Raw genomic sequence first — 16,324 nt, forward strand, 5'->3', positions numbered from 1 at the left:
TGCGTTTGTTACGAGCCATACGTCCAACGTACAGCAGCACTCGTTTACCGACCAGGCCGTATTGCTCTTGTAGTTGACGATTAGGCTCCCCGCCGTATCCGATGTTGTGAAGAGCTGGATAAGGCTGGACACTCACTCTACTTGCTGCAATGAGATCGGTGGCTATCAGTTCATCGACCATGTACTGGCTGTGTGCTACAGCGTAATCGGCAAATTGAACCAGGTTTCGATGTGCAACGCCGAGAACTAGGTCCTCATATCCTGGTTGCCCGATACCCCAAATTGCTGGTGGTGTGATGCCGTGGTAATCAAACAGCACTGGTGCCTGCACGTGACGAATAAGCTCGGCAAGCTTGTAATAGCTTGAATAGTTGACAATAACCACTGCAGAATAATGGAGGTGCTCAGCAAATCGTCGTGTCTGGGCATTTGGATGGAGGATATGTTCCAGATTGACGGTGACCATGAAACGGCGCAGTGCACGTGGAATCCGCTCATCAACAAATTCCGTCAGCAATAGCGGACGAAAACCTGCTTCGGCTAAGGCCTGAATCTGTGCGGCAACATGCGTGCCGACCGCATCATTGGCAATGCAGTTCCCGTTGATTATGGTGATACGCGGTTTGCATGGCGGTTCGATACGTATTGAATGCGAGAACGGCTGAACACCTTTATCGCGAAACCATGCAACTTGATGCTCGACCAGTTCAATCGTCAACACATACTCACCAGGTGGCGGTGTCTGATCAATACGCAATTCGATAGTTATTGATTCACCAGCGGGAACAGGATATGGTAGTGGATGCCATGGTGTCTCGTTGACGATAACCCCTTGAGGGTCTAGCCAACGCACCACCACTAAAACCGGATAGCCACTAATCAACCATGGGGTCAGACCAGTATTACGTAGTTGTAAACCGATTAAAAGTGGTTCATCTTGCCAGAGACTATCCGGAATAGGTTCGAGCAAGATGTATTCGACACCGTACAATGGTAAGGTATTCATAATGTTTATCAATGGTTAAACATCCAATCAGCACGCTGATGTGCGTGCTGCCACAGAGCTATAGCCTGGGCACGTTGCAATTTCATCAGGATATGACCCAGTCGTTCTTCCTCAAGCGGAGATAAACTGCCGTAAACGTGTTGTCGTGCTATCAAGATCGTTCGCCAATGCAAGAGCGTCTCGGCATACGCCCAACGTAACGCACGGCCTTCGTTGGGCCATAAGACGTGGCGCTGAATATGATGCAATTCTGCTGGTAAAAACGACTCTTCCAGGTCGTGTAGAGAATAGTGCTTAAAAATAAAGCGCAAACGGCCTCGGTTGTAATAACAGCTTCGTTGAAGTTCATCTGGTAGTGAGAGGGACTCGTGATGAACAAGCGTTGCAGCAGGGTTATACACTATCTTCCAGCCCTGTTTGCGCAGGCGCTGGCAAAGATCGATATCCTCAAAATATGCCGGTGTAAAATCTTCATCAAATAGCTGTATTTCCTTAAGAGCTTGAGAACGTAGCGCAATAGCGGCGCCTGTCACAAAATCACATTCGCGTAGCGTATCATATTGACCAGTGTCGGGTTCATGCCAGCCGATATGTTGCACAATTGCTCGCGGCCATTCCAGGAGTACACCCGCGTGCTGAATAGTGCCATCGGGATAACGAATTTTAGCCCCGACTGCTGCCACCTGCGCATCTGCGATCATTGGTGATACTAGATGCTCGATGCAGGTGGGATCGAGAACCGTGTCTTGGTTGAGCAATACCAGGACATCAGGTGGTGAGTCGTTTAATAATGCTTTTATGCCACTGTTCATGCCACCAGCAAAGCCCAAGTTGCGCTGATTGCGGATCAAACGCACATGCGGATGGCATGCCAGAATACTGGCGACGACCTCATCATGAGATGCATTATCGACAACCAGAATCTCTGTCGGGATGGATTGATGATAGAGTGATTCAAGACACGCTATCGTAGCATATGCAGCATTCCAACTTAGAACAATGGTTGCAATTCGCATAGAACTATTCTGTTTGCTGAGAAGATGAGGTGTATACACCGCCAATGTAGGCTAGTATTTGTGAAGTTGTCTCTTCCAGTCCGACGATCTGATCAGCAAAATCTCGTATCTGTTGCCCGATTTGATGAATCTCTTGGACTTGGCGATGATTGTGGTCTTGTACACCAGACTCGAGATTGGTAACCCGTAATTCTAGCATATCTGACCGCTGAGATAATTCCTGCATTTGCTGAGATAATTCCTGCATTTGCTGAGTTAATTCCTGCATTTGCTGGGTTGATTCCCGGATTTGCTGGGTTAATTCCTGTACTCGTTGATCTAGCCAGTTAATGTGGTTCCCGTATTGGCTTGCTACATTGAATAAGAGTTGCGTAGTTTGATCTATTTGCTCGGCTAACGCATACATTGATCGTAGAGCTGCTGCATTGTAATCACGTTGTGGGCTTGTAAAAAGCTGTAAAATATGACGTTGAACAAAACGCAGCAATGGATTAGTGGATAGTGATGGTTCTATCTTCCATAATTGCTCTTGCACGCGAATAGCATCGTTCCGCACTCGTTGCAATGTTGCTAACCGTGATCCATCAGGAACTGGCATAGACAATCTCTCCTTCGGATGAGCATCCTTGAGTAGACGCAATAATGAAGATACCACTCCCGACCAACGCAGACGTTGCCCAAGAGCTGCGGCATTAGCACTCTGATGTGTCCAGTGTTGATGATCTGTTAATAAGCGGATCAGTACAGCGCCAACAGCCTGGCTATCACCAATCGGAACGACCTCTCCAGCCTGATGTTCCTTGATGAGATCAGCAGCGGCATCATCGGCGCTAACCACACTGGGTCGACCGACCCAGAAATGGTCGAGAATACGCGAACGCACGGCAGCGTAGCGTGTCTCTAAGTGTGCTCGATGCAATGATACCATAACTTTTGCTTCGAGCAAGAAATCGGCACGCCGTTGATACGGAACCCATTCGTTGTAGAAGTGAACACCACAGCCGAGCAATCCTAGATCGGCGGCCAGTTGGCGTGTTTGCTGTACAGTCGCCATCTCGGGCACCTGTCCAGGATGCCGTCCGGCTAAGAAGACAAGCCGTGCCGTGGGGACGTGAGCTAGAACGTGTGGCATGGCCCGTACCAGAGTTGATGGGTCCATCCAGTCCCACAGCCCGCCGCTCCATAAGATGATAGTATGTTCGGTGCCCAGGTCGTCCAGAACACCACGGAGGGCCGGTTGCCCACTTGCCTGCGGCGGGTCGTCGCTGACACCGAAGGGAACGATAGCGATGAATTGGTGCAGCAGCGGGTCTTGATCGATGATTGCCGGTGTGATGCGACCTAGGGCCAGCAGGCCGCCAATATAGAGATCGCGCTGACGTTCGGTGGCGCACACGAAATGATCGCCCCGCGTCAGGAGGGCACGTAGTAGATCGCTATCACGTTTAGCCTGCTCTTGTCGTTCGGCCAATGGATGATTGCGAAATAGCTCCAGATTTTCAAGTGCAACCGGATCGTAGAGGTCGATGATCAGGCACCCCGGATGGTTAAGGAGTTCGGGATGGGCACTGGCGACATAGCCATTGGCGAAGATGTTCGTTGCCGCACGGAGATACGGTTCGATGCTGGCGGCATCTCCCCAGGTGTAATGCCCACAGCGAAGGTTCGCCGGGAGCGGCAGATCGATGGGTTGAGGGGCGATGAGGGTTACAGGTAGGTGTCGAGCGAGAACGCGCGCCAGTTCCCACATCCGAATACCAGGGCCAGCCATTCGCTGACCAATTACATCGTGGCTGATAATAAGAAGTGAACTCATCCGTGCCAGCTCCAGGCGCCTTCGATGAAGACCATGCCGTACCGTTGACTCAGACCATGGCTGTGGATGATCAACGGGTACATTCGGTCATGAACGTCAAATTCGTGAAGTTGTGTCCAATCGGTCGCCGAAGCACTGACCAGATAGCGCCCGCCCAGGAATGGTAATCGTGGAATGTGGTAGTCAACGATCCCAGGGCCTTCGACAACTGGAATGTGGTACTTATCAAAACCGGTGTTCGGCCCGGTTAGCCACGGCCCACTCTCGTGATTGATTCCCACCCCAAAGACCGGACGTTCAATCCGTTCGTGCGCAAAATAGTGAATGCGGATCGTCAAGGGTTCGTGGGTGCGGAAAGTGGTTCGCTCATTGCCATGCTGATCAAGTAGTTGGACATGGGTAATCTCAACTTCGCGTGTCCCGCGCCGCATGCGTTCCCGCCATTCATCATCAGCAGTGCCAGTAGTTTGTTCACGAGCTTGCCGCTCTTTTTCGTTGACATCGGCTAGATACGCATCAACAACCTCGCCAGCCGGGCCATAGGCCTTCATTTCACCGTGGTCGAGCCATACCGCTACGTCACAGAGCGAACGAACAACATCGAGGGCATGCGACACGAAGACGATGGTCTTCCCAGCGCGACGGAAATTGTAGATGCGATCAATACACTTACGCTGGAACGATTCATCACCAACGGCTAAGACTTCGTCAGTGATCAAGATGTCAGGATCAACTGCCGTGGCAACCGCGAACGCCAGCCGGGTATACATTCCGGAGGAATAGTGCTTTACTTCGGTATCAAGGAAGGGGCCGATCTCTGAAAATTCAATGATCTCAGGCAGTTTGCGGATCATCTCTTTGCGGCTAAAACCCATCAGCGAACCGTACAAAAAGACATTTTCGCGTCCGCTGAGTTCGGGATGGAAGCCACTGCCCAACTCAAGCAGGGCAGCAATCCGGCCTCTGGTCGAAACGCGACCGCTGGTTGGTTCAAGGATGCGAGTGATCAGTTTGAGGATCGTACTTTTACCGGCGCCGTTATGGCCGACGAGACCGATGCTCTGTCCTTCTTCGACTGTGAAGCTGACGTCACGCACAGCCCAGAAGGCTTCAGCCGGTGACATACCCCGGAGCAAGCCGACAAAGCGTTCTTGGATCGTTGCGGCATTCTGGCGACGGACGAACTGCCGCGAGACGTTGTCAAACTCGATCACAGCACTCATAGTTCTTCACCAAAATGGCGACTGGTGCGCTGGAAGACCCAGTACCCGATGGCTAATACAATCAGCGCCGTGACACCTACCCGCAACATCGCACTGAGCGCAGGGATACCCGGTGTTGGGATGAATCCCACCGGTACCGGATTGCCGTAGATGATTTCGCGGTAAAACTCGATGATCGATGCCAGCGGATTGAGCCAGCGGATAATGCGCGCAGCTAGGCCTTCGCTGATGGTGCTAAGGGGGTAGATGACGGGTGTCAGAAAGAACCAGATATTGATCACGATGCCAATCAGGTGTACCACATCACGGAAGAAGACGGCGCCAGCGCCGAGCAGCAGGGCTAATCCGGTTAGAAAGATGGTTTGGAGCACCATAATAACCGGTAAGTAGACGATAGTCCAACTCAGATTGAGCCGACCGAGCGTGGTAAGCTGGACAACAATAATGACCAGCAGCATCATCGGGAGGGAGAGGATAAAATTGAGCAGACTTGAACCAACGGCTACCAGGGGTAAAACTTCGCGTGGGAAGTAGACTTTTTTAACCAGCGCTGCGTTGTCGATAATGCTCCGTGTACCGTTCAAGATGGCTTCGGCGGTGTAGTTCCAGGGGAGTAAACCGACAATAATGAACACTGGGAACATCGCCAATCCGTTGGGTAAGAGGAAACTGAACACAATCACGTAGACCATCATCATGCCCAACGGCGCAATTTGGGTCCAGAGGTAGCCCAATGTGCTCCCTTTGTAGCGGGCGCGCAAGTCGCGCAGGATGAGATTGCGGATCAGCTCGCGGTATTGCCACAATTCTTGCAATTTGGGTAATACGCCGGCACTACGGTCGAGGGCAATGCCACCCAGGCCGAGTGCTGTGCCGAATAACATCGCCAGCGCAATCAGAGGCAGCTCGTAGCGTGGCTCTGGGTTGGCAGGAAGGGGCGCTGGAATGCGGAAGGCTGCACTTACCTGATCGGCATTGAAGCGTGCCCCCGCTTCGCGGATCATGTAGTTGATTGCCGCCTCGATACTCCGTAACTGAGCGATGTTTCGATCACGGGCTGCCAGCTCGGCTGCCGCTGTCGGATTTGTTGCAGCACAACTTCGCAATACCGCTTCACGAGTAGCGGTATCGTTCAAACCGGTGCTGGCACAGAGTGCATCCAGAGTTGCATTCCGAGTGTTTATTGCAAACCGCCAGAGATCGTAACGCGATTCGAGGGCACGGGTAACGTCACTGATCTCTTCCGAAGAGAGATCGCTCAGACGACGCGGGGTGCTGAATGGTTCGATTGGTCGTGATAACGGCAATGCTTCAAGCCGCAGAATATCGCGCAACAACCAGGCGAAGCGATCATCGGTGGCTGGTGTTTCACCATTTAACGCCTGCCAGAGCTGCCATCCGAGCATATTGCGCAAAATCTCACGTCCACCGGCAGCCCGAATTTGTCGTACTAGTTCAGCAGCGCCGTCGTCGGCCAGCCGTTGCGCTTCGGCAGCATTGTCGGCAATACCGCGCACGAGGACCTGTCCCGGTGCTTGCAACAGGTATTCAACCCGAAAATTGGGCAGACCGAAGCGAACGTCGGCCCTTGCCAGGGTCGCGAGGCGTAATGCTTCCTTAGCGTCGGCAATGGCAATATCCATACTGGTAAGGTTTGGCCCCACCGGTTGGTAAATTGGCCCATAGCGCGTCGTGTCAAAACGTACTTCCGCGTGGGCATAATAGAGGATTGGGCGGGTGAGAATAGGTGGGAGTGCAACACTGACCGCACCCACGATGCACAACACCAGCCATAACCACTGGTAGAGGCGCAGTGCTCCACGTTGTGCGGTCAGGATGCCACCGATGACATGCCAGATCGTTGTCTGGTTTAACGACTGCTTGATCGTGTTGGCCACAATGTTACCTCTATAGATTGACCGGCAGCCAGGTCGATACGCAGCCAGCCACTACCCTGCCACTGTTCACGAGGCACAATCTCGTGATTCATCGCTACATCTGCCATGCCCGACGGAACATCGATCATCAGGCCGATCAGAGGGTATGGCGATGGATTCTGTATCCGATAACGTTGCGCAACTCGTTCCCCGCGCTCAAGGCTGGTTGTTGGTTCAGACAGAGTGGTGATGTCCAGGGTCATACGGGCAATCTGCCAGTTGGCAATCTCACTCAACGGAGCGACCCAGATGTCACCGCGCCCAATAACGTATGATACAACATTTTCCCAGGCTGCTTGTTGGGCGGCACTCGTGACCTCTTCGGTGTGTGCCCAAATGTCAATCATACCACCAGCAGTCACGGTGCGTTCAATCTGGGCAATGGCTAATTCGGCACGGGCCGGCGTGAGATAAAAATCCGGGCACGCGATGATCCGACCTTCACGACCGGGAAGCCAGCGACAACGGGGATCGCGGATCAGGCCTTGTTGATCGGTCGGGAAGAGATTATAGGGACCGTAATCGCTCAGACGGGTTACCGAACGAATCCCGGCTCGCTCGATAACATCCCAATTGGCGTCACTCATACCGGCACTGCTACTCCAGGGGAAGGCTAACGATTGGGCCGGACGCACTCCCCGTTCAGCAGCAACGGTATTCCAGGCTTCAATATCTGCTCGCCACGTGGCAGCATCGGCGTAGCCACCGTATAGATGGCTGAAGGTGTGACTCTGGATTTCATGACCGGCTGCCAACAGAGGTTCAATCTGATCGCCGAAGTACCACGCCGGATCAGTTGCCACTGTCCCATATGGATCATCGCTAAACCAGGGGCGCGTCGTCCAGCGGTCACTTCGCCAGCCATTTGCGGCTGAGGCCCAACTAAAAACCGGATCGTTCATAAACCGACGCTGCTCGCGGTTGCCCATCAGGAAATTGTACCCGGTCGCATAGTAGGTGGCGCGCACATTATACCGCGCAAAGATGGTTATGCTCGTCTCAACACCGGTCCGCATCCGCATCCCCCGCTTAATCGGGTCTTCATCGGCAAGTGGATCGTCGACGGAACGCGAATGGATCAATCCACCCATTGCCGTTTCCCAATCAAAAGTGAAGGCAATGGCTGCCCGATACCCTGCCGGCCATGGTGCAATGGTAAGAGGTGGTGGCGGATCAGGTACGTGCGCCTGGGGCAGGGTCTGACCGCCGCGTTGGAGCCGCGGCATATCGAGATAAATCCGATCATCGGAAGTGGGTTCGATCCGCACACGCAGGGCGCGTGCAGTCTGGGGCGCACGTGCGTACCCACCAACCGTCGTCCATGCCGATGGCGGTCGTTCTGGTGTCCACAATGCTACCGGTTGCCAGGGGGTGACGACTCGTTCAATGATGGTTCCTTGCTCATCGTACCACTCAAAAACCAGCCGAGCACGGGTCGGTGAACGAAGTAGTGAATCGGTCAATGTTGCAACGGTAAAGCAGTAGACAACACCAGGTTGTACTCCGATGGGCGGAGTCAGGGCATAGTTAGCAATTCCGATCAGTTGCAGTGAACGGCCATCGCCGTCGAGATCAAAACCCTGGCCGTCAACAGAGGGTCCACGGAGTTCAACCCCACCGGCGCCACGGCCCCAACCGGCGGGGAGACCGAGAATATCTCCGGCTATAGCAAAATTGGCGTTGGGCAGTAGATTAGGATCGACAAATGGAGGAGCAGTGCAGCGATCAAGACGCTGACTGATAAACAAAAAGACGCCAATTGCGCCAATGATGAACGAGATAATAACGGCACCTAGTGCGAACTGCCGCGAAACCATCACATCCTGTAACTGATCGATACGGTATGCGGTACGATACCACGGTTCTATTGTACCATAGATGTTTTTACCAATCGTTGTTGGATTTCGTCCTGACAGTGGCGCGATCTTCTGCTACAGTGACAGCGTAAGGTGTCAGGTCCTTCGCGCGCATCGTTTTCTCGCCTTTTACGATAGGAGAATCACGCCTATGCAAGCAACAACGGCGACGACGCTAAGAGAGCAATACATTTCGGTTGCCGGTTTCCGGCTACGAGTTTTAACTGCCGGACAGGGGCCGGCTGTCCTTTTATTGCACGGCTTTGTCGTCAGTGCTGATGACTGGATACCAACGATTCAAACACTGGCAGCAGCCGGTTTTCAGGCCATTGCCCCTGATGCGTTGGGGTTCGGTGCTTCAGATAAACCGGGCGGTGCAGCATATACATTACGGCGGTATGCCGATCTCAATGCGGGCCTGCTGCAATCATTTGGGGTTGAACGGGCAATGGTTGTCGGTCATTCGATGGGCGGGAAACACGCTCTGGCGACAACGATTCTTCATCCCCAGCATGTTGAACGGCTGGTCATTGCTGATAGCGAAGGGTTTATGCAACTCCCGCTCTTTATGCGTAAAGGAGGTGCCTTACCCTTCCTCGGTGAGGCGCTGGTGAGTCTCTCTGCTTTTCCGTTTGTAGTGCGGATGCAATTGCGGGCTGCGTTTGCCAATCCTGATCGCTATATTACTCCGGAACTGATTGCACGGGGGACGGCAACGCTGGGGAATCCTGAGATTCGCCGCACAATGGTTTCGCTCAGCCGTTATTATGATGCTAATGATTTGCGGGGGAGTGGGCTTTGGTCGCGTCTGGCCGAGGTAACGCAACCGACCATGATCATTTGGGGAGCCGAAGATCGGCTCTTTCCGGTGCGTTGTGCTTACGAAGCCAAACGGATGCTACCGCATGCCCGGCTTGAGATTATTCCTAACTGTGGTCATTTTCCAATGATTGAAGCAGCGGATCAATTCCATCGACTGCTGCTCGAATTTCTACGTTAGTTTCCTGTACGCAGTCGAATGGTTGAAGGGGGTGTTCTCATCTTCCCCGCGGCCCTTTTCCTCATCTCACGAGGGATGAGGAAAAGGGCATATCCTGCACTGTGCGGTTTTCCCTCTCTCACCGGCGGGGGTAACAGCGCGCATCTGCACGCACTGCGGATAGATTAGGCGCACCCATTCTCCTCACGCTTCACACTTCTCTATTCACCGCTGTTGGGTGGGATAAAGACTCTAGAAAGTCCTAACAAGACCTATTCTTCATCCCCTGTCCAAAGAAACCGGTTAAGATCAACCAGATACTCATCATTCACAATAACCCCTTCAGCTTGCAAGCGGCTCCGCTGTTCATCGGCAGCATAGACATTACTGATGCGACCGACACGATTAATCACGCGCCACCAGGGGACATCGTGGTGACCAAGGAGGGCGTGCAAGGCATACCCTACCATCCGGGCCTGACTGGGAAAGCCGGCCAATGCTGCCACGCGACCATAGGTACAGACGCGGCCCGCTGGGATTTGTCTGACAACGGCGTAAATGGCGATGTATGGTGATTCGTGGGTCATAGTGCATTCAAGCGATCTACCTACCGGCACGGTGATGGTTCAACACCGTACAGAATGAAATACGACGCGATGAATGGATAGTCTTTGGGGTTGAGGAGTAACGCTCTCAGTCTCGTGCTATGGGATGTGTCTAGCCCTCCTCTCTTTCTCTCCCATATGGGGAGAGAAAGAGAGGCACCTGGCGCATTGAAAAGCCTGTGGAACCGTGTCAACAGCCGAAACAGCATCAACCATAATTTACTATGACCGGGTAGGAAACGAATGTTGAAAGCACCTGATCGGGGCGACAGTATCAGCGCATCCTACGCCAATCGTCCCCCGTCAACCGCAAGGGTCGCTCCGGTAACGAACGAGGCCTTATCTGAGCAGAGCCAGACAACGGCATTGGCTACTTCTTCAGGCGTGCCCAGGCGGCCAATCGGTTCACCTTCGGCAAACTGCGCCAGAATGTCGGGATCACCATGAGTAAACCGATCGATCATGGAGGTGTGAATCGTACCAGGACAGACCGCATTTACCCGAATACCATTGCGAGCATATTCCAACGCTGCGGCGCGCGTGATGCCAACGATCCCGTGTTTACTGGCTACATAGGCCGAAACGCCACGTGAACCGGTGAGACCGGCTACCGATGATGTATTGACAATAGCGCCACCACCCTGCTGTAGCATGTGCCGAATTTCGTACTTCATGCACAACCACACACCTTTGAGATTAATTTCGATCACCCGATCCCATACCTCTTCGGGGTAATCGACCAGCATTGCCTGTACCCCTTCGATACCGGCGTTGTTGTGGGCAAAATCGATCCGACCGAATGTATCAACGGCACGATTGATCAACTCTTCAACCTCGCTGCGTTGAGCGACATCACAACGCACAAATATGGCGTCGGTGTTCGCTGCCCGACACATTGCAACCGTCTCTTCACCACCTTCAACGTTTACATCAGCAACAACAACTTTTGCCCCTTCACGAGCAAACGCCAGCGCTGAAGCGCGCCCAATACCGGCTGCCGCGCCGGTCACCAGCGCGACCTTTCCAATGAACGGTTGCTCCATAAAAATCCTCCTCTAGCCGATCTCTGCACAAGGTATCATACCACAAGTACGAATGCTTACCGGTGATCATGCATTGTGAGGGGCAACGGCCTGGGTAATCGCGTGTTGTGCAGCCATTTGCTAAGGACGTCGTTTTCAGGTAAGATGCTGATATGTACCGCGACGACTACATTCTCCGGTTGATTGCCCAGTTTGGTGCGATCATTCGCCACATCCTTGGTCTTTACCGCGCAGGTCATTCACCATTGGTGCGAATTGCTATCGATAACGCTTACCGTGATCGACTAGGCGTAGGAAGCGACCAGGTGGTCAGAATGAGCGAGCGGCAGTTGCTGGCGCTCCTCCGGTTCCACAATCCAACCGAGGCCTGGTGGCATGAGGGGTCATATCTTGCGGCCCTCCTCGCTGTTGAAGCGCATGTCCTGGCCGATGATGATGAATCAGAGGCCGCGGCAGAACGGGCATTGCTGGCGTTACACCTGGTTATCGAGTGTGCGTTGGCTGCACCAGTACCGTTGCCCGATTATACGCCACATTATGCCGATCTCCTGATGCTGCTGCAAGATTACGATCTACCTACGCCAACGCTGGCGGCACTCTTTTCGTTTTGTGAGCAAGCAGGTGATCTGGCGCGGAGTGAGAACATCATCCACGAATTACTGGTGCGCGATCCTGACGGTTGGTGGGCAGCGGCTCGTGCATTTTACCTGCGGCTACAAGCCTGTAGTGATGAGGTGTTGGCAGCAGCCGGTTTATCCCGTGAAGAGGTTATAGCCGGTTTAGCAGAACTTGACGGGCGTGGATAAGCGTATAGGGTTCGCAACAGCTCACCGTGCATACGAACAAAACGGTGGTAGAGGGTGGTTCGCAAACCTCCCTTTCGCGTTCATCGTAAAAGAAGAGCTGGCTGAGAACCGGCCACTGTGATTTTTAACCAGGAAACTCTCTGTACGCTTCTCAACCGCTATGAGCGTATGTTCCGATCAGGAAATTGGCTAACATCTGTTTGCCATGCTCGGTCATGATCGACTCGGGATGGAATTGCACACCTTCGACCGGCAATGAGCGGTGACGTAAACCCATAATAATGCCGTCTTCCGTCCACGCCGTTATCTCTAATTCAGCCGGTAAATCTTCTCGTCGCACCACGAGCGAATGGTAGCGTGTCGCCTGAAATGGTGAGGGCAAGCCAGCAAACACGCCCTGAGCATTGTGGTAGATCGGCGATAGCTTGCCATGCATTACCATCGGTGCGCGCACAACGGTGCCACCATAGGCAGCGCCAATTGCCTGATGACCAAGACATACACCGAGGATAGGGATGTGACTTCCTAACTGGCGGATGACCTCGACGCTAATCCCGGCTTCAGCCGGGGTACAGGGGCCAGGACTGATCACGATACGGTCAGGATGTCGTTGTGCGACTTCGGTTACTGTTATCTGGTCGTTCCGCACAACTTCGACCTCTGCTCCCAATTCGCAAAGGTACTGGTACAAATTGTAGGTAAATGAATCGTAGTTATCAATCAACAGTACACGCATTATGCTCTCGCTCCTCTAGGCTGTCGCTACTTTTTCACGTTCATCCTGGGTAAGAATCGTTTCTCTGCTGCGTGCCCTGATCAACGCTTCAACGCAGATCGGATCGAACTCAGTACCGGCCCCTCGTTGCAAGAGTTCCAGTGCCTCTTCTACGGGCATTGGTGGTCGATAAGGTCGGTGGCTGGTGAGGGCATCAAAGACATCGGCTACGGCAACAATGCGCCCGAAAAGTGAAATATCCTCGCCCTTAAGCCCAAACGGATAGCCACGCCCATCGAGCCGCTCGTGATGCTGAGCCAGCGCCGTCCAAGATTCGCGCAACAGATCAAGTTCCAGCAAACCATTATCACGCAGAAATTCAAGTCCATACACCGGGTGTTGTCGCATCTCAGCGAATTCGTTGTCGTCCAGCCGACCTGGTTTCTTGAGAATATGGTCGGGTACCCGAATTTTTCCCACGTCGTGCAGTTTACTTGCGATCCGTAGTTGATAGAGTTGTTCGTGCGATAGTCCTAGTTCTTGGCCGATAGCAACTGAAAAATCGCTTACTCGCTGACTATGACCACGAGTGTAAGGGTCTTTCAAATCGATGGCGCCAGTAATAGCTTCGATCATCCGGGTGAACAGACTATCGGTCTCTCTATACAGTTCGGCCAGGCGAATCACCGTCGCCGCCTGTGAGGCAAGGGTTTGGAAGAGGGTAATATCTTCTGCTGAAAAAGGTTGGCCGTTACGTGGATTAAGTGCTTGCGCTCCGCCAATGATCCTACCCTCTACTTCACCGCGTTCACCACCGAGCACGATCCGGGGAGCACGGAGCGGGACGCACAGAATAGCCCGGGTCTGAAAACCACTCTGCTGGTCGAGTCGTTTGTAAAAACGATGGTCACGCTGCACATCGTTTACGACGACGGTTTCACCGGTTTCGATGACATACCCAATAATGCCTTGACCACGCGGAACACGCAACGATTCAACCCGATCCTGATCTTTACCGCCTGCAATGTGTAATACCAGATCATTTTGTTTGTGGTCAATCAACCAGATGGATGCAGCCTCAACTGCCAACAATTCACAGGCGTAGTTCATAATCCGGCGCAACAGCTCATCGCGCTCCAAAGTGGTCGTCAATTGCGAAATAATCTCGACCAATGCCTGCTGGCGAAGTTCACGTCGGCGGGTCTCTTCCAGTAAACGTGCCTTCTCAATTTCAGTGACCAGCCGTGAAGTCAACACTTCAAGCAAGAGCATTTCATCCTGACCATCAAGCGATGTGGATGGTAAATTGAAGACCTGTACGACACCTACCGGTTCAGCACGCAACATTAAAGGAATGCAAAACATTGTATGTAGGGTTAACTCACCCATTTCACCGAATGAACGGTACCAACGTGGGTCGTTGGCAACATCTTCGACAAAGAAAGGCTGACGGTGCTGAAGCGCATAACCGGCCAGGCCAGTGTTTGCCGGTAATCGGCGTCCGATGAGTGCTTCACCGGCCGGACTACCTTTGACCACTTTAAAGATCAATTCGTCGGTGGTAGCGTCGTACAGATAGAGGGTACCTGCTTCTGAAGCGGTAATCTCGATAATCAGATCGAGAAGATGATCAAGCAGGTCATCGAGCTGAGTGCTGGCAGCAATCTGATTAGCACGTTGGATGATCTCGAGAAACCTTTGTGGCTGTTTTTCCCAGACCGCCATAGTGTGCTCCCTTTTCTTTGTTAAGAGCCACGGCCGTTGAGAGTTTCCGGATGCCTTGAGTTATCTGTCGCTTCGGGCCAGAGCCTGTATGTAGCGGGCCAGTTCGGTAGCTTCACCGGCTATCGCAACCGGCATACCAGCCGCAGCACCGATCTGCTGCGGTGAATAGTCATCTATCGAACGTTCGCCGCTATAATCAAACATCACACGCGGCAATAAGGCTCGTTCGCAACCAGATGCTCGCAGCGCCGGAATAACATCTTGAGCGGTCAGTAAGCCACTGACGGTCACAGTTTCGCCAAAGAACTGGTTGGTTACTGCAACCACCTTTACCGTTAGCTGCTCGATCTGATTGAGCCGGTTGGCAATATGCTCCATCACCGGTGCGATAAGGGTACCACATACAAGGGCCAGTTTTGTCGGATGCGCGATGCGTGCTGGCAGGCGACGACGAGCGCGAGCCCAATTGTCGAGAAAGTCGCGTACCATGCCTACACCGTTGCTGTACTGTGGCATATCATCGTAAGTCTCAGCCGGTGGGATTGGACGACCGGCCAGCAAGTAAAACTCATCGGAAGCATAGACCAGGTGGGTACCAAATTGCTCGTAGCAACGACGCTGATACGGTTCGATCAGATCAATTACGTCGGCTGCTTCAGCAGGTGTATAACAGCGCAACGGAATATCGGTTACCGCGCCGAGACGTGAACAGAAACCCAGCTCAGGTTGATGCAATGGGTGCGAACCTGTGGTTGGGTCTTCCCACAAGGGCTGACGTTCCCAGTTGGTATCGATCCACTCTGGGGTTTCATGCACCTGGATCGCAGCCCGAATCGTCTTTGGCGCTTTGCCTTCGAAGCGAAATTTGGTTAGCCCAACCGGTACGACAGCAATCGATTCGACAATCGGATACAGAGCGATCAGGTCTTCAATGCTTTGGCGGAGAACCGCGCCATCGTTCACTTGCGGACACGCAACAATTTGGGTGTGAACCCGAATCCCGATCTGGCCCAGACGCCGAATCTGTTCGCGGACATCAGGGACATCGCGTTTACCCAGCATAATGGCGCGCCAGAATGGATCGGTTGCGTGCACGCTGATGTAAAGCGGTGAAAGACGTTGACGCTCGATCCGTTCCCAATCGGCTTCAGTTATGTTAGTAAAGGTGACAAAATTGGCGTAGAGGAACGACAGCCGGTAATCGTCATCTTTCAGGTAGAGCGTTTTTCGGAAGCCCTTCGGCATTTGGGTCAGAAAACAGAAGGGGCATTTATTGTTACAGGTGCGTAACCGATCGAAGAGAGGCTCGGTAAATTCAATACCCAAATCGTCATCAGGGTCTTTGGTGAGCGTTATTTCGCGTTCATCGCCAGCAGCAGTGCGGATAAGCAGAGTTACACGTTCCTCAGCGATTGCAAAGCGATAATCAATGACATCGCGCAGGCGTTGACCATCTATTGCCACCACAACATCGCCAGGCTGAAGACCGATCGCTTCACCCAGACTATGGGCAGCGACGCTGGCGATAATACCACCTTCACCGGTAATCCGCTTGACATCGGGCTGATATTCCACACAATCTCCCAACCGCTACGTC

Annotated in this window: 13 protein-coding genes; 2 read left to right on the forward strand and 11 right to left on the reverse strand. The window is 53.1% G+C overall.

What is annotated here, in order from left to right; translation table 11 throughout:
• From JE47_RS0115560 to JE47_RS0115585, 6 genes are all read right to left on the reverse strand, one after another.
• The coding region (locus JE47_RS0115560) for a glycosyltransferase (RefSeq protein ID WP_031460640.1) at positions 1-1,006 on the reverse strand (1,006 nt) is incomplete at its 3' end.
• A gap of 8 nt (positions 1,007-1,014) precedes the next feature.
• Positions 1,015-2,022, reverse strand: a complete 1,008-nt coding sequence (locus tag JE47_RS21055) for a glycosyltransferase family 2 protein (RefSeq protein WP_051871180.1) — start codon at positions 2,020-2,022, stop codon at positions 1,015-1,017.
• Between the two features lie 4 nt (positions 2,023-2,026).
• Positions 2,027-3,838: a glycosyltransferase family 4 protein gene (locus tag JE47_RS0115570; RefSeq protein ID WP_035419643.1), complete on the reverse strand. Its 1,812-nt coding sequence runs from the start codon at positions 3,836-3,838 to the stop codon at positions 2,027-2,029.
• A complete protein-coding gene (locus JE47_RS0115575) occupies positions 3,835-5,061 on the reverse strand; it encodes an ABC transporter ATP-binding protein (protein ID WP_031460643.1) in 1,227 nt (408 codons plus the stop codon). The genes JE47_RS0115570 and JE47_RS0115575 overlap by 4 nt, the downstream gene beginning before the upstream one ends.
• Positions 5,058-6,959 carry an ABC transporter permease gene (locus tag JE47_RS0115580; RefSeq protein ID WP_031460644.1) on the reverse strand — a complete coding sequence of 634 codons (1,902 nt, stop codon included), beginning with the start codon at positions 6,957-6,959 and terminating at the stop codon, positions 5,058-5,060. Before JE47_RS0115580 ends, JE47_RS0115575 begins: the two co-directional genes overlap by 4 nt.
• Entirely contained in the window at positions 6,932-8,815 is a 1,884-nt protein-coding gene (locus JE47_RS0115585; RefSeq protein ID WP_031460645.1) for a polysaccharide deacetylase family protein, read from the reverse strand. Before JE47_RS0115585 ends, JE47_RS0115580 begins: the two co-directional genes overlap by 28 nt.
• A 190-nt stretch (positions 8,816-9,005) precedes the next feature.
• Between JE47_RS0115585 and JE47_RS0115590 the strand changes: the two genes are divergently transcribed.
• The gene (locus tag JE47_RS0115590) at positions 9,006-9,854 is read left to right on the forward strand and encodes an alpha/beta fold hydrolase (protein WP_031460646.1); all 849 of its coding nucleotides are present in this window, start codon (positions 9,006-9,008) and stop codon (positions 9,852-9,854) included.
• A 251-nt stretch (positions 9,855-10,105) separates the two neighbouring features.
• On the opposite strand, the gene JE47_RS0115595 is transcribed toward JE47_RS0115590, so the two are convergent.
• Both JE47_RS0115595 and JE47_RS0115600 read right to left on the reverse strand, forming a co-directional pair.
• The gene (locus JE47_RS0115595; RefSeq protein WP_031460647.1) at positions 10,106-10,420 is read right to left on the reverse strand and encodes an MGMT family protein; all 315 of its coding nucleotides are present in this window, start codon (positions 10,418-10,420) and stop codon (positions 10,106-10,108) included.
• Positions 10,421-10,722: 302 nt separating this feature from the next.
• Complete coding sequence (locus tag JE47_RS0115600; RefSeq protein ID WP_031460648.1) at positions 10,723-11,481, reverse strand: SDR family oxidoreductase; 759 nt, start codon at positions 11,479-11,481, stop codon at positions 10,723-10,725.
• A gap of 152 nt (positions 11,482-11,633) precedes the next feature.
• Between JE47_RS0115600 and JE47_RS0115605 the strand changes: the two genes are divergently transcribed.
• Positions 11,634-12,287 (forward strand): DUF6483 family protein, encoded by a 654-nt coding sequence (locus tag JE47_RS0115605; RefSeq protein ID WP_031460649.1) that lies wholly within the window; start codon positions 11,634-11,636, stop codon positions 12,285-12,287.
• Positions 12,288-12,438: 151 nt separating this feature from the next.
• On the opposite strand, the gene JE47_RS0115610 is transcribed toward JE47_RS0115605, so the two are convergent.
• From JE47_RS0115610 to JE47_RS0115620, 3 genes are read right to left on the reverse strand one after another with little or no spacing between them, the layout of a single operon-like run.
• The gene (locus JE47_RS0115610; RefSeq protein WP_031460650.1) at positions 12,439-13,023 is read right to left on the reverse strand and encodes an anthranilate synthase component II; all 585 of its coding nucleotides are present in this window, start codon (positions 13,021-13,023) and stop codon (positions 12,439-12,441) included.
• A gap of 15 nt (positions 13,024-13,038) precedes the next feature.
• Positions 13,039-14,727 (reverse strand): HD domain-containing phosphohydrolase, encoded by a 1,689-nt coding sequence (locus tag JE47_RS0115615; RefSeq protein WP_031460651.1) that lies wholly within the window; start codon positions 14,725-14,727, stop codon positions 13,039-13,041.
• A gap of 60 nt (positions 14,728-14,787) precedes the next feature.
• Positions 14,788-16,302 carry a DUF512 domain-containing protein gene (locus tag JE47_RS0115620; protein ID WP_031460652.1) on the reverse strand — a complete coding sequence of 505 codons (1,515 nt, stop codon included), beginning with the start codon at positions 16,300-16,302 and terminating at the stop codon, positions 14,788-14,790.
• Positions 16,303-16,324: the final 22 nt, after the last annotated feature.

Source organism: Chloroflexus sp. MS-G (genome assembly GCF_000735195.1).
Classification (GTDB): Bacteria; Chloroflexota; Chloroflexia; order Chloroflexales; family Chloroflexaceae; genus Chloroflexus.

Excerpts from the sequence above, each read along its gene's own strand:
- JE47_RS21055 (WP_051871180.1), bottom strand. The coding sequence starts at position 2,022 with ATGCGAATTGCAACCATTGTTCTAAGTTGGAATGCTGCATATGCTACG.
- JE47_RS0115570 (WP_035419643.1), bottom strand. The coding sequence starts at position 3,838 with ATGAGTTCACTTCTTATTATCAGCCACGATGTAATTGGTCAGCGAATG.
- JE47_RS0115575 (WP_031460643.1), bottom strand. The coding sequence starts at position 5,061 with ATGAGTGCTGTGATCGAGTTTGACAACGTCTCGCGGCAGTTCGTCCGT.
- JE47_RS0115585 (WP_031460645.1), bottom strand. The coding sequence starts at position 8,815 with ATGGTTTCGCGGCAGTTCGCACTAGGTGCCGTTATTATCTCGTTCATC.
- JE47_RS0115590 (WP_031460646.1), top strand. The coding sequence starts at position 9,006 with ATGCAAGCAACAACGGCGACGACGCTAAGAGAGCAATACATTTCGGTT.
- JE47_RS0115595 (WP_031460647.1), bottom strand. The coding sequence starts at position 10,420 with ATGACCCACGAATCACCATACATCGCCATTTACGCCGTTGTCAGACAA.
- JE47_RS0115600 (WP_031460648.1), bottom strand. The coding sequence starts at position 11,481 with ATGGAGCAACCGTTCATTGGAAAGGTCGCGCTGGTGACCGGCGCGGCA.
- JE47_RS0115605 (WP_031460649.1), top strand. The coding sequence starts at position 11,634 with ATGTACCGCGACGACTACATTCTCCGGTTGATTGCCCAGTTTGGTGCG.
- JE47_RS0115610 (WP_031460650.1), bottom strand. The coding sequence starts at position 13,023 with ATGCGTGTACTGTTGATTGATAACTACGATTCATTTACCTACAATTTG.
- JE47_RS0115615 (WP_031460651.1), bottom strand. The coding sequence starts at position 14,727 with ATGGCGGTCTGGGAAAAACAGCCACAAAGGTTTCTCGAGATCATCCAA.